Genomic DNA, 18953 nt, shown 5'->3' on the forward strand with positions numbered 1-18953 from the left:
GAGACCTCGAGAGGTCTCCGTTCCACGCCGCATGTCGGTTTTATTTCACGCCCGCCTGCGTGATCGCCTTCACGAACGAACGTTGTCCGATGATGAAGACGATCAGCACCGGCAGCGTCGCGATGACCGTCATCGCCATCAGCTTGCCGTAAGCCTGCGTATAGCTGCCCTGCGCCATCATCGCGATGCCGGCCGTAATGGTGCGCATCTCCGGCGACGTGGTGGCATAGAGCGGCCAGACGAAATCGTTGTAGATGCCCATGAAGGTGAAAATCGCCAGCGTTACCATGATCGACACCGAGGCCGGCAGCAGAATCCTCGCGTAAATTTGCCACTTGTTCGCGCCGTCGATGCGCGCCGCCTCCTCGATCTCCTTCGGGAACGAAGCGAAGAACTGGTACAGCAGGAAGACGCCGAACGCGCCCGAGGAATACGGCAGAATAAGCGCGGCATACGTGTTGATCAAGCCGAGCGCGTTGAACTCCATGTACATCGGCAGGAACGTCAGCACGCCCGGGATCATCATGGACCCGACGAACATCGGGAACATGAGCTTCCGCAGCGGCAAATCCTGCAGCCTTGCGAGCGCGAATGCCGCCATCGACGAGAACAGCAGCACGATGGCCGTGCCCGCCGCGCCGACGAACAAGGAATTGGTAATCCAGCGCGTGATCGGCACGTTCATCAGCTCGCCTTTTAACCCTTCGATATAATTCTCGAGCGTCGGTTTGACCGGAATGAGATTCATCTGTCCGGCCAGCGCCTCGAAGTCGTTCTTGAACGACGTCGACACCATCCAGATCAGCGGCAGCAGGAACAAGACCGCGAGGATAACCGCAAGCGTGATCAGCAGCGTTTTTCTCATGCGGACTCCTCCTTTCTCCCGTAAGCGATCTTGTACTGCACCGCCGAAATAATAATGATGATGAGCGCCATCAGAATCGCCATCGCCGAGGCCGAGCCGACCTGCTTGCCTTTGAACGCCTCGTCGAGCACGTTCATTAGCAGCACCCGCGTGCTGTCGCCCGGGCCGCCGCGCGTCAGCAGGAACGGCTGGGCGTAGACGTTGAACGATGCGATCGTCGAGGTGATAATGATGAACAGCATGACCGGTCGGATGGAAGGCAGCGTGATGTTGACGAATTTGCGCCACGCGTTCGCGCCGTCGATCGAAGCCGCTTCATAATAATCCTCGGGCACTTCGTTGAGCGCGTTGATGAAAATAATCATGTTGAAGCCGATCGTCCACCACAGCGTCGTCAGCACGAGCGACACCCACACCCATGGCAGGTCGGTCAGCCACGCGACCGGATCGACGCGAAGCTTCGCGAGCAGGCCGTTCAGGAAGCCGGCGTTCGTGTCGAACATCATGAGCCAGATGACGGCCATGACCGAGCCGGAGATCGCATACGGCATGAAGTAGAACGTGCGGAACAGTCCGCGGATGCGGCCCGGAATCGCGTTCAGCAGCATGGCGAGCGCAAGGCCGAGGATGACGAGCAGCGGCACCGAGTAGAGCACGAACTGAAGCGTGTTCCACAAGCCGACGGTGAACTGCTCGAACAAATACGTCCCCGGCGTGAAAATTTGAACGTAGTTGTCGAGTCCGACGAATTCATGCGAATCCGACAGCAGCTCGAAGTTATGGAACGAAATATAGAGACCGTACAAAATCGGAATCAGCAGAAAGGCGCAAAAGCTGAGCAGGTACGGCAGAATAAACAGCGATGAGGTGAATCGGGATTGCAGCGAGCTCTTCGTCAAGCGCGTCCCCTCCTTTGGGTTAATGGTCGTGCGGCGGTCAGCCTTCAGCGCGGCGGCTGGCCTGGATGCAAGAGAACGAGGAGGCGACAAGCGCCTTCCCCGTCCTCCCGTCCTGCATGCTGCCGGCTGGTACCGCTCGCGGCAGAGGTTACTTCTTCATCGCTTGACGGGACTTGGCGACCGCGTCGTCCATCGCCTTCTGCGCGTCTTTCTTGCCCAGCAGCGCGCTGCTCAGCTCGCCCCAGATCGGATCGGAGATCGTCGCCCAGTTAAGCACGTTCGGCGCGAATTGGACGTAATCGAACGACTTGGCGACGTTGCTTTGCATCTCGAGCGCTTGGAATTCCGCGCTCTCGAGCATCGGCTTCGAAGCCAGCGCCTGGCCGGAAGCCGCCCAGTCCATCGAGTTCGTGGACACGTATTTCAGGAAGTCGCCAATGCCTTTGATCACCGCCGCGTCCGTCACGTCCTTCGGCACGACGAAGTTATGGGAGCCGCCATAGACCGCTTGCTTCGCTTTGCCGATCTGCGGCACCGGCGCGACGCCGTAGTTGATGCCCGCTTCGTCGAATTGCCCTTTCATCCAAGGACCGTTGAATTGGATCGCGTTCTTGCCCTGCAGGAAGAGCGTATTCTCGCCGTCCTGCTGCACGTTCGCCGGGGAGACGCCTTTGTCGACCAAGCCGCGCATCCACTGTACCATCTCGACCGCTTCCGGCGAATTGTACGCGACGTCCGTACCGTTCCACAGCTCGCCGCCGTTCTGCCAGACGAGCGACGGGAAGATGAATTGCTGCGGCCAAAGCGTCGGAACCACGTAGCCGTAGATTTTCTTGTCCTTGTCCGTTAATTTCTCGACCGCGGCGTCGAACTCCGCCCGATTCGTCGGCGGCGCCGTGATGCCCGCCTTCTCGAACAGGTCTTTGTTGTAGTACATGACGAGCGGATGGATGTCGAGCGGGATGCCGTACCACTTGCCTTCGATCGTCTCGTAGTTGACCGGCGCTTCGACGTAGTCGGCTTTGTTGATGCCTGCCGCGCCTGCGAGATCGTCCATGGGCTGAAGCTGGCCTTTGTTCTGATAGGTCGGGATTTGGTCCACGTGCATGATGGCCAGGTCCGGACGCTCCTTGCCCGCGCTCAGCGCGACGTCGAGCTGCTTGTAATATTCGCCGTTCGGCTGGATGACCAGCTTCACTTTGTACGTATCTTGGGCGGAATTGTACTTCTCGACGATCTTCTTCATGAATTCGCCGTCCGCGCCGGAGAACGGCGTCCAGAACAGAATATCCGCCTTCTCCGCGACCTCGCTCTCGCCGCTGCCTTCCGCCGCGTTCGTGCCGGCGTTCGTGCCGGCGTTCTCTCCGCCATTGGCCGCACCGTTGTTCGCGCCGCCTTCGTTCCCGCCATTATTGCCGCTGCAGCCGGCCGCCAGCACCAGGCTCGAAGCGAGCATCATTACGCTGAGCATCTTCACTGTTCTTGTCATGTCGTAACCCCCATGGTCGTCAGATAGGATTTCTTCGTCCTTCTGATCCTCATTCTAGCCGCACGGTGAAAGCGATCACATGCCGCTTTTTTGGGAGGGGTGGACATTTTTTTGGGAGCCCGGCTCCCGGCGGACTGTCCATGCAAAATGCCCTTTTAAATCCAGTATTTCGCCTCCACCTTCCCCTCCGCCGCAATGCTGTCAGGTTAAGAGGGCTTCGCCCCGTTGACCCCACTTTTGTTGCTCCCTCCTCCCACCTCCTCCGCCGAGGAGGCTCCAAAGGGCTTTGCCCAAGCGTATGCTTCCGATGTGCGTTTTCCTTAGAAAACGCTTAGGACTCCCGTTTTCGTGCTGGCATGTTTGTTCGTGGTCGGCGGGAAGGCTTGAGTGTGGCACGCGTTTGTCCTAACGGACAAAGCTTCAGTGGGTTTTAAGCCCTTCTCAGACATAAGCGTGTTGCATCCTGTTAACTGCTGGCCGTCGCTGGCTTCTCCCTACGCTTTTCCTTAACCTGACAGCATTGCCCTCCGCCGAGGGGAATCAGAAGGTTATAGCCTATGCTTCCGAAGTCGTTTTTCTCCGAAAAACGTTCACCTCTGGACTCTGCTAATTAGCGTGACTCGTGACGCGGCCGTCTTCGATGTGTCCTGTCGAGGGGGGCTCGCTTGTCCTTTGGACAGGCTCTTGTTCGCGCTTCGTTCGTTACGGTTTGCCTTGGGGTGGTATCCTGGGGGACATTGCGCTTGAATGAGCTATGTGCTGACCTTCGCTTTCGTCCGCTTGTGCGGACACGCTTTTCGACTAGACTAATGATCGCACTTGCTATGCGGTCGTCTTCGATGTGTCCTGTCGAGGGGGCTCGCTTGTCCTTTGGACAGGCTCTTGTTCGCGCTTCGTTTGTGACGGTTTGCCTTGGGGTGGAATCCGGGGGACCTTGCGCTTGATTGGACTCCGTGCTGACCTTCGCTTTCGTCCGCTTGTGCGGACACGCTTTACTTTTGTCTTTCGGTCAAAACAACAAAAAGGCCGCCGTCCCTGTATCGGGAGCAGCGGCCTTGGTGGGCTCGGCTAGTTGCCTTCGTTGATCGCCTTGATCAGATCAAGGGCGATCTTCGGTTTGCGGTCGTAGGTGAGCAGGCCGTTAATTTCCTGTTCGACGTCGGTGAGCTGCGTATAGCAGTAGCCCTGTACGACGCCGGAGCGTATCAGCGGTTGGATCACATTGCGAAGACGCAGTTCGAAATCTTCGTCGGATGACGCGCCCGAATAACCCCAGCCTTCCCAGTCGCTCTTCTTGTAGGCGATGCCGCCGAATTCGGTGATCAGAATCGGTTGACCGTCATACGCGAAGCCGCCGACGCTAAGGCGTCTGTTCGCCGGCATGGCGGAGACCGCCTGCTCGACGCTGCCGTAACGCGCCTCCAGCACCTCGCGGCGCCATTCATAGTCGTGGATGTTGTACAGATCGGTCGCGACCATCTCCCAGCCGTCATTGGAGACGACCAGCCGGGTCGGATCGAGCGATTTGGTCAGATGGTACATGGCGAGCGCATGCTGCTGCTGACGAACGTCGATCTGGATGTTCGGCACGCCCCAGCTTTCGTTCAGCGGCACCCAGACCGCGATGCACGGATGGTTGTAGTCGCGCTCGATCGCCTCCTGCCATTCCTTGGTGAACCGGCGTGCGTATTCCTCGGAATAATCGTAGGCGTTCGCCATCTCGCCCCACACGAGCAGGCCGAGCTTATCACACCAGTAGAGGTAGCGCGGGTCCTCGATTTTCTGATGCTTGCGCGCGCCGTTGAAGCCCATCGCCTTCGTCAGCTCGACGTCCTGCCGGATCGCGTCGTCGCTCGGCGGCGTCAGATTTCCCTCCGGGAAGTATCCCTGATCCAGCACCAGCTTCATGAAGTACGGCCGGTTATTGAGGTTGAATTTGCCGTTCTCCAACGAAATCTTCCGCATCCCGAAATAGCTCGTCACCCGGTCCGCTTCGCTGCCGTCCACGAGCAGCACGAATTCCACGTCATACAGGTTCGGCCGTTCCGGCCACCATAAGCGGTCCATGCCATGGTCGTTCAGACCGGCCAGCCGGATCGTGCGCGCTTCCTCGCCGGCGCGGACGGCGAATTCGTCGCTCGCCACCGCTTGGCCTTGGAAGGAAATGCGAACCTGCAGCCGAATATCTCCCGTCCCTGCCCCGGTACCTGCCACGAAGGCGCGGATGCCGATCTCGTTCGCGTCGATATTCGGCGTGAATTTCACCTTGCGCAGATGCGCGGGCGCTACCGCTTCCATCCATACCGTCTGCCAAATGCCCGTCGTACGCGTATACCAAATCGCCCGCGACTTCTCCTCCCAGAACTGCTTGCCGCGCGGCAAGTATACATCCGTGCCATAATCCTCGGCCCGGACGACGAGCATGTTGTCGCCATTCGCTTGTAGCGCGTCCGTAATATCCGCCTGGAACGGCGTATGTCCGCCCTCGTGGCTGGCAACCTGCCTCCCGTTCACCCACACTTGCGCTGCGTAATCGACCGCGCCAAAATGAAGCACGATCCGTTTGCCGGCAAAGTGCGCGGGAATCTCCAGCTTCCTGCGATACCAGACCACGTCGTGGAAACCGGGATCGCCGATGCCGCTCAACGGGCTCTCAAAGCTAAACGGCACTTGAATCGTCTTGGCGAACGGCGTCTGGCGGTTGTGCCAGCCCGCTTGTTCGCCAATTCGGTTATCATCGAATTCGAACTCCCACGTCCCGTTCAGATTCACCCATGCGTCACGTTGAAACTGCGGACGCGGATATTCGGCTCTAGGCATGCTTGTCATCGGTTTGTCCCTCCATTAGTTAACTTGTGAGTTGTTATATGAACCAATAAGTGCTATCATGGTGCCATTGTACCGATATTCGCTTTTACCGTCAACCAATAAGTTGTTTTATTAACTCACAGATTATATGATATAGGAATCAGAAAGCGAGGATGGTTATGCATATCCAAGTTCAAACCAAATATATGGCGATCCTGGAATGCTTCTCTTCGGAGACGCGCGTGCGCATGATCGAGTTGCTCGACGAACGGCCGCGCAGCATCAAGGATCTCGCCGATACGCTCGGCGTCTCCTCCGCGATCGTCACCAAGCATATTCAGAAGATGGAGGAAGCCGGGCTGATCGCCACGCAGAACTTGGCGGGCACGCGCGGAAGTCCCAAGATCTGCTCGCTCGCGATCGATTCGCTCACCCTTCATTTGAGAGGCGCCAAACCGAAGGAGGAGGAGCGCAAATATGCCGTCGAAATCCCGATCGGGCAATACTCGGATTATGCCGTTAAGCCGACGTGCGGCTTGGCCTCCGAGTCCAAAATTATCGGCTACGTCGACGACCCCCGCTATTTCTCCGACCCCGAGCGGATGAACGCCGCGCACATCTGGTTCGGCAGCGGTTACGTCGAATATCGCATTCCCAATTATCTTCATGCCGCGCAGACCGCCCGGCAGCTGGAATTCACGCTGGAGCTATGCTCGGAAGCGCCCTATTACAACGAGAACTGGCCTTCGGATATCAGCTTCTCCGTGAACGACGTCGAGACGTGCGTCTGGACCTGTCCCGGCGACTTCGGCGACAAGCGGGCGGTCCTGACGCCCTCCTGGTGGACGCTCGGCACGCAGCACGGCTTGCTCAAAAGCTTGACCATTCATGAAAGCGGCACGTTCCTCGACGGCATGAAGCTGTCGAACGTGACGATCAACGATCTCGGACTTCGGCACGGAGAGGATTTTCGGTTCCGGATCGCTTCGCCCGAGACGGCGCGCCATTGCGGCGGGGTCAGCTTGTTCGGACGCGGGTTCGGCAATTATGCGCAGGATATCGTGGTTCACGTCCATTACGAGGAGCGAGAACGACAAGGCGAAACGACTGTCTTTTAACGGCGCGGCGCATTACCCTATTGGTTAAAAAAAGAGGCAGGCCATCGTCTTCGACAATGGTCTGCCTCTTCGTGTTGCACCCGATGATATGACGTTAGCTCGCGTCAATGAGCTGATAGCGATTGATAATCGTGCCCATACCGCCCTGCTCCAAAAACCAAAATTGCCTGCCATACGTCTCGCACAAGAGCCAATCGAACGAAGCCAGACCGGGATAACCCGCGAGCGCATGCTCGATTTCCCGTTTGAATTCCGACAGCTTGGTGTGCATCGGCACCGCCTTCGTCACTTCGGCGATCCCGCGTCGCAGATCGTCCACATTATCGGTCAACGTATAGTCAAGCGTGCGGCATAACCGGCTCAGCACCAGATCCCGGCTTCGTTTCACCGTCGGCCGCTCGTGATCGGCATAGTACAGCTGGATGCGGCAGACCAGCTGTTTCATTTGGAGGTCGTCAATTATCGCGGCTTGGCTTCTCGTAAGTTGCTGTCCTCTCATCGTTATTCCCCTATTTCGTGTAGTGAGTGGTTCAATCGGCGGCTGGTTGCGCAATGTTTATAGTCCTATGGTACTATTTCATTTACGCTAAATAAAGGACCAATATTAGCAAATTACCACCGCGATTAAAGTCTGCCATGCCTGGGAACGACCAGCTTTCCGCCTTCGGTTCGCATCGAATTTGTCGAGGAAAATAGATGGTGGTGAATAATGCCTGCGCCGGGAGGAAACAAAGAAAGAAGCGTTAACTTTCGAACGAGGAGGAATTCCGACGGATGCCCACACAAGCTTCAGCGCCATCTTCGCGGCGCCTAGACCGAAATTTGTTGTCCGGCTGGCTGTTCGGACTCGGCTTCGTCGCTTTCATCGATGAAACCGTCTTTCACCAGCTCCTGCATTGGCATCACTTCTACGACAAGGCGACTACCAACATCGGCCTCGTGTCCGACGGTCTCTTCCACGCGTTCAGCTGGTTCGCGACGATCATCTCGCTCTTCCAGCTTGCCGAACTAAGACGCGGCGGCGCCTGGAACAAGCCGCGCTGGCTGGGAGCTTCTTGGATGGGAGCCGGCGTCTTCCAGCTGTATGACGGTCTAATCCAGCATAAACTGATGCGATTGCATCAGATCCGGTACGTAGCCAATGTCGCGGTTTACGATATCATCTGGAATGCGCTCGCTGCCTGTATCCTACTGGCGGGTATCGCGATGATCCGCCGCGCTTCAGGAGCGACACACGAAGCGGACGGAGCGAGACGATGACGATTCTGCCGACATGGGGTGCCTGGGCATGGATACATCATCATCCAAGCACATTCTCGGATCCTTGGGCGGTAGCATCCTTCGTATTGGCCATCGTGTTCGCCCTTCTATCCTTGGGTTATGCTGCATCGGTAGTAAAAGTCAATCGTCGGTACGCGAAATCTTGGCCTGCAAGCCGTTCGTTATACTGGCACACGGGGATGACGCTCGCCGCAAGCGCATGCGTGTCGCCTCTCGTATTGCCAGGAAGCCATGCGATCGCCAACCACATGGTCGTCCATCTCCTGCTCGGCATGTTTGTTCCGCTGATTCTGGTCTTTGCGGCCCCAATGACGCTGCTGATGCGTGCGCTGCCCGCGCCCGCAGCGAGGTCATTCATCCGCCTGCTCAAGCAACCCGTCCTGCGAATTGTCGTTCATCCGGCCGTCGGCGCCTTTGTGAATATCGGCAGTATGTGGGCGCTGTATCGAACCCCGATATATGCGACGATGCAGGAGTCCCCAGCCTTGTATGTCGTGGTACATGTTCACTTCGCGGCGGCGGGTTATCTCTTCACGGCTAGCGTATTACGATTTGATCGCTGGATGCATGATTGGGGATTCCGCAGCCGCGTCATCTGGCTCATCATCTCGATGGCAGGTCACGGCATCTTGTCGAAGACGTTATTCGCCTCCCCACCTGCTGGCGTGCCCGCGATCCAAGCCGAATACGCGGCTCGCATGATGTATTACGGGGGCGATGCGGTAGAAATCACGCTCATTCTCAGCCTTTGTTATCTGCATTATCGTGCGCCTCGCAGGTTAAAACAATCCAGCTTGCCGTCTGCATGATTATCCCCGGATGGTCCGATAATAAGCAACGTAATTCCGATTCCGAATCCCTTTATATCCGAGAGGAGCTGCTCAAGATGAGAGAAGGACTTATTCCTGCTGTACTAGGCACGGCGGTTACCGCAACCGGAGCAGCGCTGCTTGGGAAGAACCGTCAAGTCGCGACCGCGATCATGGGCTTCGGCGCGGCGCATATCGTGCTCGGCGCGATCGATTTGGTGGAGCACCGCAAGCAGGATCAGGATCAAATTATTTAAAAGCAAAACAGCCCGGACAAATGTCTGGGCTGTTTTGTTATTTCATCCTCTATTCGGATCCGAGAGCCGGATCTACGTTCTGGCACGATGCTCGTCCATAAACAAATACTTCAGGCTGTACAACCCGCAAAGACCGACAAGACTGTACACGATGCGGCTGATCATCGACGATTCGCGGTGAGAATCCCCGCCTAACAAGGCGGATACCAAATCCCACTCGAACAAGCCGACCAACAGCCAGTTGATGGCGCCGATAATGACAAGCGTCAATGCGATTTTTCCCATAGTTCCCATCCTTTCGGCTCAGTCATATATTCACCAGACGTTCCTAATATTCGATCCCTGCCCCTCATTTATACCTCGCATGTCCGGATCCGAAACGAAATTGCGCGGACGCCGAACAGCCTCGCTTCGGGATTTGGCCCAAGGCAAGGCTGTTCGTTTATTCGTATTCGATTATTCGCCGTGTTTGAACAGTGCGTAGATCACGGACGCCGCTTGGGCTCTCGATGCCGTGGCTCTCGGTCCAAAGCTGCCATCCGGCAGTCCTTTCATCAAGCCCGCCGCCTGAATCCGATCGACGGCTTCTCTCGCGTAGCCCGCGACCTGGGATTCGTCCTTGAACGTCACGTTTTCCGCATCATTGGACCACATAATATCCAGAAGCTCAGCTGCCCGGTACAAAATCATCGCCATTTCTTCGCGCGTGATCGCGTCGTTGGCGCCGAACGAGCCGTCTGGCTTCCCGTTCACGAGTCCGAGCGCTTGCGCTTGCGCGACCGCCTCCGCGTACCACGCTTCGCCGTCCATATCGGAGAAGGTTTTCGCTTTCTCTTGGCCGCTGCCGAATTCGAACGATTCGAGCATCATCTTGACAAAAGCCGCGCGCGTCAATTCGCCGTTCGGCGCGAATTGGCCGCTGCCGATTCCGTTGATCGCGCCTCTGGCCGCCAGCGCCTCAATGCTTTCCTGCGCCCATACCGCATGACGCAGATCGCCGAATGTAACGTCCGCGTAACGGACTGCGAATTGCCCTAATTTGCCGGTCGAAGCCTGTGCTTGACCGATTGCCGCGTTGTAGCTGCCGTTCTTCACGATTGCCGCCTTGCCTTGTTCGTCGATCGCATAAACAATGACCGCATGCGGCTTCTCGCCCGCTTGCAGCGTATACGGGAACGTGACTCGGGCTTTGCTGCCACCCAGGTCCGTGACCGCCTTGCCGTCCGCTTGCAGCGAGAAGATGTAGCTAGCGCCGGACTTCAGCTGCGTTCCTTCAACATTCGCCAGCTTCGCATTGAACTGAATGCGTTCCGGCGACTTGCCGTCCGTGCCCTTTATCGATGACTTGTTCACAGTCAAGCTGCCCAAACCTGTCTCGATTCGGATGTCCGTAATCGCTTGATCCGCTTCAATGGCATGTACGGGAAGCTCCACGGTGACTTGCTTCATGCCCGCGGCTGGTTTGATCTGTACGACCAGCTGCTTGTTAGTCGCTTGTTTGAGCGCCCGCTTCACCTGCTCGGCCGAGACGTTCACGACCGCCATGCCGCTCGCGTCAACCTTCGCCTCCACGACGATCGCTTGCGGTTCCGGCTCTGCAACCGGAGGTACCGTTACGGGACCTGTCGATTGGCTCACGACTTTCAGCTCTGCCGTCGCTTCCCGCCCGCCGTCTTGCGTGACGACTTTAATCGTCGTCGTGCCAAGCGTAAGCGCCGTCACTTGACCGATTCCATCGATCGTGGCCACGTTCGGATTGCTCGAGGACCACGTCGCTGCGTCGTTCGTCACGATTGCCGGACGGAATACGGGCACAAGCCGCTGCTTCGTTCCGAGCGTCAATTCGATCGGTTGAAGCTTGATGCCCGACACCGGCACGGTGGAGAAATAAGCCGCATAGCTGTCAGTCATGCCGCTCTTGACGGCAACCGCGCGAATGACCGTATCCGCCGTCAACGCGATCGGACCGACATATTTCGAACTAGCCGCCGTCGGCAGCGTTCCGTCTGTCGTATACCGGATTTCCGCATCGGCGGTCGCTGTGCCGATCGCGACTTGCTTCGCGCCGTTCGAAGCTTTGATCAATTCGGCTTTCGGCGTTGCCGCCTGCTGCTTGGATGCGACCGGTACGCCCGGTTCGATCGTCAGCCAATCGAGGTTGAAGCCGTCGCCATTGTCCGCAATACGGAGCGTTTGTACGCCTTCATTCAGTTGAACGACACCGAACCCGGTCGTATAGGTGTCCCAGCCGCCGGTCGCCGGCAGGGCAAACGAGCCCTTGTCCGCGCCGTTCGCCGAGATCGCGGCGGATACGCCGCCCTGCGGCGTCGCGTATTGAAGCGTCACTTTGTAATAGCCGTCCGCCGGAATGTTGACCGCGTAATCGAAAGTCGTTCCCGCGACCGTATACCCGAGGTTCGTGCGGCTGCTGCCATATTGAATGACCTGTTGACCTGCCGCCGCGAATTGTTCGGCTTCGATATGGAGTTTGTTCTCGTTGTTCGCTTGGTGAACCGTCGAAGGTTCGATCGCGATCGACTTCATATCGAATTCGCCGCTGATTCCCTGCACGCGCAGCATCTGCACGCCGGCTTTTAATTCAACGCCTAGCCGTGCGCCGATCCATGCGGTCGAGTCGTGCAGATACGGGATGACGAACGTCCCGATCGTCGCCCCGTCAGACTGGAGCATGAATCCGCCGCCTTTCGGCGAGGCCGCCTGCACCGTCACGACGTATTTGCCCGCCGTTGGTACGCTGATTTTGAAATCCGCCCAATCGCCGGCCGCGAAGCCGTTAAGCCTTGCATTCGCGGTGCCCGCTTCCGCGATCGAGGTGCCTGACAATTGATAATACTTATTCGCGGTAACCGGACCTGTGCCGATATCGCTCGGCTCGGTCGTATATCCGGTGCCTTCCAGCATTACGGATGCGCTAAGCGCCTCATTCTGGCCGGAAGCGCCGCCGGAGTCGTTGCGATAAGCCGCTGCCGGAACGTGAATGTTCAGCTTGGCATTGGCATAATAAGGCTTCGTGCTGTCCCACAGCAATCGGATGCGGATGGATGACGGTCCTTCGGCCGCCGATATCGCAGCGATCGCCTTCTCGTTCGTGTCCGCAGACGCTGTTTCGTCTTCGGCAGACGGCTCGGTTGGCGAGGCTGCATGCCCTGCTGCTTCCTCTACTGCCGGAGCAGCTTCCTCTTGCGTTTCTGCAGCCGGCTCGCTTGGCGCGACGGTCTCGCCGCCCGCCTCTTCCGTCGCCGCAGCGGATGCGTCCGCGTCGGCTGCCGGTTGTTCGGCCGGGGCCGCGTTATCAGCGGTTGCCGCTTCTTCCGCAGGCGGCGCCGATTCGCCTTCGCCTGCTGCTGGTTGATCGCCCTGCTCCGCTTCTTCAGCGGATCCTTCTTCGACCGGCGCTTCCGCTTCTTGCTCTGCGCCATCGCCGGCATCAATGCCGCTCGGCTGCGCAATGGACTTCTGCCCTTCGTACGTTACGCCGCCGATCGAGATGCCCATCGCCTGCGCTTCGCTGCCCAGCCTGATCTCACCGAGCTTCTCGGTTACGAAGGTCCCGCCGTCCAAGGTCAGCGTAATTTCTTTCTGATGTACGTTGTAAGGCAATGCTTCCGGAGTCGCCGATATCGTCGCCGGTTCGAACGCCTCGGTAACAAGTCGATCCCATTGGTACGTAATAACCGATTTCGCCGGAATCGTGTCCGCGATTTGGGTGCCGTCGCTGACGATTTTGAACGTTTGCGGCTTATCCGTGCGGTTGATGACGACCGTGACGATCGTCTTCTTGTCCGGACTCATGAACGACACGTTGGTGACGCTGTCTTCCGAGCCGTAATTGCTGTCGATCCGGATATACCCCGGCTTGACGAATTTGGTGTAGTTGCCCAGCATGTAGAATTCCGGCGTCAGCCAGTAATTCTCCGGGTTCCCGGAATCCTGGACGATCATGGTCGGATCCGGCGTTCCTACCCATTGGTGAGTGGAAATGTCGCTGTCGAGCATGAGCACCCACGAGTTGTAGCTCCTCGCCCAGTTGCGGAAGTACTGCGCCATCCGGTCCGCTCCCTTGGTGCCCCACACGGCGCGTTCGGTCAAGTAGATATTCTCGTCAGGATACATATCGTGCAAGCGAGACATCTCGGTCGGCTCGCCGCCGTAATCATGGAACGCCGTGCCGTCCACCGCTTCGCGGTTCGCCGGGTCGGCCAGCAGCGGCGCCGGATAGCTCATCGTGTCGTTGAAGTTATGGTCGAAGATCCACAGCTTCACGTCGAGCCCCGCCGCCTTCAGCTTCGCGCTGAGCAGCTTCGCAAGCTCCGCTTCCTGCTGCCACGGCATCTTCGTGCTCGGATATTCGATCTCGAGCAGCGGCTCGTTCTGCAGCGTCATCGCGGAGATGTTGATCCCTTGCGCCTTATACGCTTGGATGAATTTCACGTAGTAGTCCGCGAGCACGGGCAGGTATTCGTCCTTCACCGAGCCCTTGATCATGCTGTCCGTCGTCTTCATCCAGCCCGGCGGGCTCCATGGCGACGCGAAGAACTGCATGTTCGGGTTATGCTTGAGAATGCGCTTGAGCGCATCGATAATGCCAAAGTCGATATCCTTCTGAATCGAGAAGTTCGCGAGCGTCGGGTCGGTCTGCCCCGGCGGCATGTCGTCATAGGAATAGAACTTCTGCGCCGTGAAGTCCGCCGTGCCAATCGTGACCCGCGTCATGCTGACGCCAATGCCGTCGACCGGGCTGACCAGCTTCTTGATCAATTCGTCCTGCTTCGCGGGCGACATCTTGATCAGGTTGTAGACCGTCGATTCCTCCATCGAGGAGCCGATGCCCATCATGCTCTGATAGGTCTTCGACGGATTGAGTTTAATCGTCGTGACGTTCGCGTCATCGCCGATCGCCGTCAAATCCAGATTTTTGTCTCGCTGGGTCAATTGACCGGCTTCATCGCCGGCTTGCCATTGCGGCGCATAATACCATTTCATGCTCTGGCTGTCGCGCTCGGTGGAGATCCAGCTTTCCACCTTGCCCTTACCGCCTTCGACCGGGTCTTGCGGTTCGATCTTGCCGCCAGGACCGCCGGTTGCGGGAGGCGCCGGGACGAAGCCTGCGGAGCCGAACCAGTTGAAGTTCAAGCCGCCGTCGACGAACACGAGCTTGATCGTCTGCACGCCTTTCTGGAGCGTCACGTCCTTGAGCGTCGCCGTCTTCCACGTCTGCCAGCCGCCCGTATGGCCGATGCCGCTTAACGTGCCGAGCGTCTCTCCGGCTTCGTTCAACACGCGGAAGCCGGAGTTCGTCATGCTCGCTTCGCCGCCCGCATACCGGAAGTCGATATCGTACGTGCCGGCCGTCTCCACGTTAATGCGGTATTCGAGCCATTGGTCCTTGCTCGTGTAGCCGATATTCTGGCCGCCGCCCGTGTCGGAGGTGCCTTCCGTTCTCAAACCATCCGACTTGGCCGTGAAGCTCTCGGCTTCCACCTTCACATATGGCGCGTTATCGCCCGGCTTGGCCGGAACCGGCTTCAGGGCCGGCGTCTCTTGCGCCTTCGTCAGTCCGTAGCCGTAATCGAACAGCACGTATTGCGGGTCCAGGTTGGATTTGCCCGCCGCCGGATTCGTATACGCCTCCGTATAGAACGGCCAACGAACCGGCAGCTTGCCCGCGAAGTCCTTGCCGCCAATCAGAACATCCGCGACGCCGGCGCCTTCGGTACCCGGCAGCCAAGCCGCCACGAGCCCGTCCCAATCGCCCAAGCGGTCGTTCACGATGAGCGGACGGCCAGATACGAGCACGACGACCGTCGGCACGCCGGACGCTTTCACGTTGTCGAGCGTCGCGAGGTCTTCGGTATCCAGCTGCAGCTTGTTCAGCGCGTCGCCGTTACCTTCCGCATACGGCTTCTCGCCGACGAACACGATCGCGACGTCATGACCGGCCGCCCCGCGTCCGTGCTTGTTGTACGTGACTTTCTTCGCGTCGCCAGCGACTTCGCGAATGCCTTGTAGCAGCGTCGTGCCTTCCGTCGTCTTGCCGGCCGCGCCCTGCCACGTGATCGACCAGCCGCCGGCTTGCAAGCCGATGTCGTCCGCGTTCTTGCCCGCGACGAAGATATCGTCCATGCCAGGGAGCTGCGACATGATCGGCGCTTCGCCCTCCTTTGGCTTGTCGTTCTTCAGCAGCACGAGCGACTCGGCGACCGCCTGACGGGCGAGTTCGCGATGCGCGTCCGAGCCGAAGTCTTCGGCCAAGCTCTGATCCGTCATCGGATGCTCGAACACGCCCGATTCGAATTTGACGCGAAGGATGCGCGTCACCGCGTCGTCGATCCGCGCCTGCGTGATCGCGCCTTCGCCTACAAGCGCTTTCAAGTGATCGATCGTCGCTTTCCATTCCGTCGGCATCATCATCATGTCGACGCCCGCATTGACCGAGACGCGGATTTGATTCTTCAGTCCGCTGACGGCATTGCCATCCCAATCCTTCGTAATCTGCTGCACCGCGTTATAGTCCGAGATAACGAAGCCCGTGAAGCCGAGCTGTCCCTCGCCGGTTCCCTTCAACAGATCGGTGAGCAGCCGCTTGTTGGCATGCATCTTGATGCCTTTAATGCTGTTATAAGACGCCATGACCGTCCGAGCGCCGGCATCGATCGCCGCTTTGTACATCGGCAGATTCAGCGCCGCGACTTCCGCTTCGGTCATGCCGGTAATATCGCCTTGGTTCGCGCCGCCGTCCGTCAAGCCTTCGCCGAGATAATGCTTCACGGATGAGACGACGCGATCCGTCTCGGCCAATTCTGCGCGCGATTCGCCTTGCAAGCCTTTCACGAAAGCGGCGCCCATCTCGGCGACAAGCTGTTGGTTATCGCCAAAGCCTTCGTAGGTGCGGCCCCAGTTGATATTCTGCGGATCCGCGATCGTCGGCGCGAACGCCCAGTTCGTGCCCGCCGCCTTCACCTCGGAAGCCGTCGCCGCCCCGATCTGCTCCACCAGCGCGGTATTGCGCGTGGCGCCAAGTCCGATGTTGTGCGGGAACAAGGTCGCGCCGATCAGGTTGCTATTCCCGTGAATGGCATCGACGCCGTATAAGATCGGTATGCCCAGGCGTGTTGATAACGCACCGGTCTGATAGCCGTCGACCAGTTCGGCCCACTTCTCCCGGGTGCTGTCGGACTGCTTGCCGTTCGGGAACGAGCCCCCGCCCGATAGCACCGAGCCCAGGTAATAGTCCCGCACGTCCTGCGGCGTCACGGAGGCCCGCTCCGCCTGAACCATTTGGCCGACCTTCTCGTCCAAATTCATTCTGCCCAGCAGGTCGGATACGCGCTGCTCTACAGGCGCCTTCGCTTGCAAATACAGCGGCAGCGCGGCGGTTTCCGCGGCCTGCGCGGGCGCGACGCCCGCCAGCATCGACCAGACGAGCGAAGCTGAAGCCGTTAACGCGATGCTTCTTCTCGCCTTCTTCACGTTGTACACGTTGCTCAAGTTGCTATCCCTCCAATTTGTTGTAAACGATTACAATAAATCCGGCAGCGGACGCATGTTCCGTCCTTCGCCTATGTATGTGACGGTCTGCCACACGTCCCTTCAAGGCGAAGGGACGCATAAACATGCCGTTAATACCGAAATGTCGAACCCGGCTCGCCGCTTTCGCTTATCTAGATTCGGCGACCGATTTGCCGGCGGCGGAGGAGATCGCGGAGGCGAACGCCTCCGGACTTATGCTGCCGCCTTCGAGCTTCTGCAGCGCGTCATAATACGTCTTCTGCGTCTCCGACGTGAATTTGTCCTGTGAGACCGTTCCGCTGTAGCTCGACGCGCCGGTGTAGATCTCGTTCAACTCGCGCTGCAGCGCCGATTCGCTGCCTGTCATGAAGCCGTCGTAACGCTGCGCCGGGAACGTAATGCCGTTCTGCCAGACCCTTTTGGCCCAGTTGTCCGGCTGGAACATCCACTTCAAGAAGGCGATCGCTTCGGCTTTGCGCGGAGATTGCGCGGACACGGAATACCCGCCGCCGAACCAAGCGGTCAAATCCTTCGCGGTGCCTCGGCCGCCGCCAACCGACGGAATCGGAATGGCGCCGATGTGATCTCTGACGTCCGCGGGGAAGCTGCCATCGGCCGACATGCCCATCTCCCATTCGCCCATCATGAACATCGCGGCCTTCCCTTGACCGAACAAGCTGCGCGCCGCGCCGTAGTCCTGATTGAGGAACCCGTCGCCGAAGGCGCCCGCTTCGATCCAGCGCCGCATCGCCTTCGCCGCCTCGATCGTCTCGGGACCGCCGAAGCTTCCCGTTCCCGCCATCGCTTGGGCAGCCGTATCCCACGTGCCCGTCACGCGCTGCAGCATCGTATCGAACCAGATGCCGGACGTCCAAGCTTCCCGCCCGTCCATCGCGATCGGCACGATCCCCTTTGTCTTCAGGACGGCGACGACGTCCATCAGTTCGGATTCGGTAGCAGGCGGCGCCAAGCCGTTCTCCGCGAAAATCCGTTTGTTGTAATACAACACCCAGAAATCCGAGTTGCGCGGGAAGCCGTACAGTTTCCCGTCGATGCTGTAGGAGTCCAGCGCCGCTGCTTCGAATTGATGCCCGTCCAGCTCGCTTCTGTCGATCTCCGCAAGCGCCCCGCTCTCGACGAGCGGCTTCAGGAAGCTCATATTCCCCCAGGAGCTAATAATGTCCGGCAGTTTGTTGGACGCGTTGTACACTTTGATTTTGTCCTGGTACTGCGGATCGGGCGACAGCGTCTCTACTTCGATCGTCACATTCGGATGGTCCCGCATGTAGGCGTCGATCAGATCCTGCTCCATCTTGCCCTGTCCGACCGCGCGATCGGAGTTGTTCGTGAAGAACGTCAGCGTGTAAGCCTCTTCGGCGGCGCCCTTCTCCGTACTGCCCGGGGCCGCGATGACCGCGTTGCCAGCCTCTCCGCCGGACGGACCGCTTTCACAGCCTGCGAGCAAGATCGCCGCCGCGCAGACCGCAAGCCCCGTTCTCGGTAAATGACGGACGAAGCCGTTCATGCCTTTCCCACCTTTGGTCGTAATGTCGCTATGTCTAATTATAGAAAGCCCCTCCGGTTTTTGTTAGCACCTATTCTTGCGGATTCCTTGTATAATTTTCGGGTTACGCGCCGGATCTCCTCTGTCCGGTCTCCTCCCGAAGCGGCTGGACGGCGGCGGAAAACCGATCGTTTTTCAGATGTTGTTGTACATTCTATCGATTCGGCCGGCCCCGACAGGGACGAGCGTAGCAATCGGAGGCGAATCTCATTTATAGTAGGAATAGAAACCACGTTCAAGGCGAAACGGCTATCGCCGTCTTTTAGCGGCGAGACGAGTTTCGTTCCGGATAAGCGGATTGGTTTGCGTTCACAATCCAAGGATTGGGAATGC

12 protein-coding genes are annotated in these 18953 nt (G+C 58.6%); 4 read left to right on the plus strand and 8 right to left on the minus strand.

Annotated elements, in window-relative coordinates; genetic code table 11:
- Nucleotides 1-40 precede the first annotated feature (40 nt).
- The 4 genes from ACFSKT_RS04600 to ACFSKT_RS04615 all read right to left on the minus strand — a co-directional run bounded on the left by ACFSKT_RS04600 (nucleotide 41) and on the right by ACFSKT_RS04615 (nucleotide 6082).
- The gene (locus ACFSKT_RS04600; RefSeq protein ID WP_377718880.1) at nucleotides 41-865 is read right to left on the minus strand and encodes a carbohydrate ABC transporter permease; all 825 of its coding nucleotides are present in this window, start codon (nucleotides 863-865) and stop codon (nucleotides 41-43) included.
- On the minus strand, nucleotides 862-1764 hold the full coding sequence (locus ACFSKT_RS04605; RefSeq protein ID WP_377718881.1) for a carbohydrate ABC transporter permease: 903 nt from the start codon (nucleotides 1762-1764) through the stop codon (nucleotides 862-864). Before ACFSKT_RS04605 ends, ACFSKT_RS04600 begins: the two co-directional genes overlap by 4 nt.
- 148 nt (nucleotides 1765-1912) lie before the next feature.
- Nucleotides 1913-3253: an ABC transporter substrate-binding protein gene (locus tag ACFSKT_RS04610; RefSeq protein WP_377718882.1), complete on the minus strand. Its 1341-nt coding sequence runs from the start codon at nucleotides 3251-3253 to the stop codon at nucleotides 1913-1915.
- 1068 nt (nucleotides 3254-4321) lie between these two features.
- Nucleotides 4322-6082, minus strand: coding sequence for a glycoside hydrolase family 2 protein (locus ACFSKT_RS04615; RefSeq protein ID WP_377718883.1), 1761 nt, complete (start codon nucleotides 6080-6082; stop codon nucleotides 4322-4324).
- Nucleotides 6083-6240: 158 nt separating this feature from the next.
- Between ACFSKT_RS04615 and ACFSKT_RS04620 the strand changes: the two genes are divergently transcribed.
- Nucleotides 6241-7179 carry an ArsR/SmtB family transcription factor gene (locus ACFSKT_RS04620; RefSeq protein ID WP_377718884.1) on the plus strand — a complete coding sequence of 313 codons (939 nt, stop codon included), beginning with the start codon at nucleotides 6241-6243 and terminating at the stop codon, nucleotides 7177-7179.
- A 94-nt stretch (nucleotides 7180-7273) separates the two neighbouring features.
- Here ACFSKT_RS04620 and ACFSKT_RS04625 read toward each other — a convergent pair whose 3' ends face one another.
- The gene (locus ACFSKT_RS04625; RefSeq protein ID WP_377718885.1) at nucleotides 7274-7678 is read right to left on the minus strand and encodes a hypothetical protein; all 405 of its coding nucleotides are present in this window, start codon (nucleotides 7676-7678) and stop codon (nucleotides 7274-7276) included.
- Between the two features lie 275 nt (nucleotides 7679-7953).
- Between ACFSKT_RS04625 and ACFSKT_RS04630 the strand changes: the two genes are divergently transcribed.
- From ACFSKT_RS04630 to ACFSKT_RS04640, 3 genes are all read left to right on the plus strand, one after another.
- A complete protein-coding gene (locus tag ACFSKT_RS04630) occupies nucleotides 7954-8439 on the plus strand; it encodes a DUF2243 domain-containing protein (RefSeq protein ID WP_377718886.1) in 486 nt (161 codons plus the stop codon).
- Nucleotides 8436-9269 (plus strand): cytochrome c oxidase assembly protein, encoded by an 834-nt coding sequence (locus ACFSKT_RS04635; RefSeq protein WP_377718887.1) that lies wholly within the window; start codon nucleotides 8436-8438, stop codon nucleotides 9267-9269. The genes ACFSKT_RS04630 and ACFSKT_RS04635 overlap by 4 nt, the downstream gene beginning before the upstream one ends.
- A gap of 77 nt (nucleotides 9270-9346) precedes the next feature.
- On the plus strand, nucleotides 9347-9526 hold the full coding sequence (locus ACFSKT_RS04640; protein WP_148927805.1) for an asparagine synthase: 180 nt from the start codon (nucleotides 9347-9349) through the stop codon (nucleotides 9524-9526).
- A 72-nt stretch (nucleotides 9527-9598) separates the two neighbouring features.
- On the opposite strand, the gene ACFSKT_RS04645 is transcribed toward ACFSKT_RS04640, so the two are convergent.
- The 3 genes from ACFSKT_RS04645 to ACFSKT_RS04655 all read right to left on the minus strand — a co-directional run bounded on the left by ACFSKT_RS04645 (nucleotide 9599) and on the right by ACFSKT_RS04655 (nucleotide 18581).
- Nucleotides 9599-9811: a DUF378 domain-containing protein gene (locus tag ACFSKT_RS04645; RefSeq protein WP_377718888.1), complete on the minus strand. Its 213-nt coding sequence runs from the start codon at nucleotides 9809-9811 to the stop codon at nucleotides 9599-9601.
- A 171-nt stretch (nucleotides 9812-9982) separates the two neighbouring features.
- Nucleotides 9983-17026 (minus strand): glycoside hydrolase family 3 N-terminal domain-containing protein, encoded by a 7044-nt coding sequence (locus tag ACFSKT_RS04650; RefSeq protein ID WP_377719013.1) that lies wholly within the window; start codon nucleotides 17024-17026, stop codon nucleotides 9983-9985.
- Between the two features lie 178 nt (nucleotides 17027-17204).
- Nucleotides 17205-18581, minus strand: a complete 1377-nt coding sequence (locus tag ACFSKT_RS04655; protein ID WP_377718889.1) for an ABC transporter substrate-binding protein — start codon at nucleotides 18579-18581, stop codon at nucleotides 17205-17207.
- Between the last annotated feature and the right edge of the window lie 372 nt (nucleotides 18582-18953).

This window comes from Paenibacillus xanthanilyticus, assembly GCF_042682185.1.
GTDB lineage: Bacteria > Bacillota > Bacilli > Paenibacillales > Paenibacillaceae > Paenibacillus_Z > Paenibacillus_Z xanthanilyticus.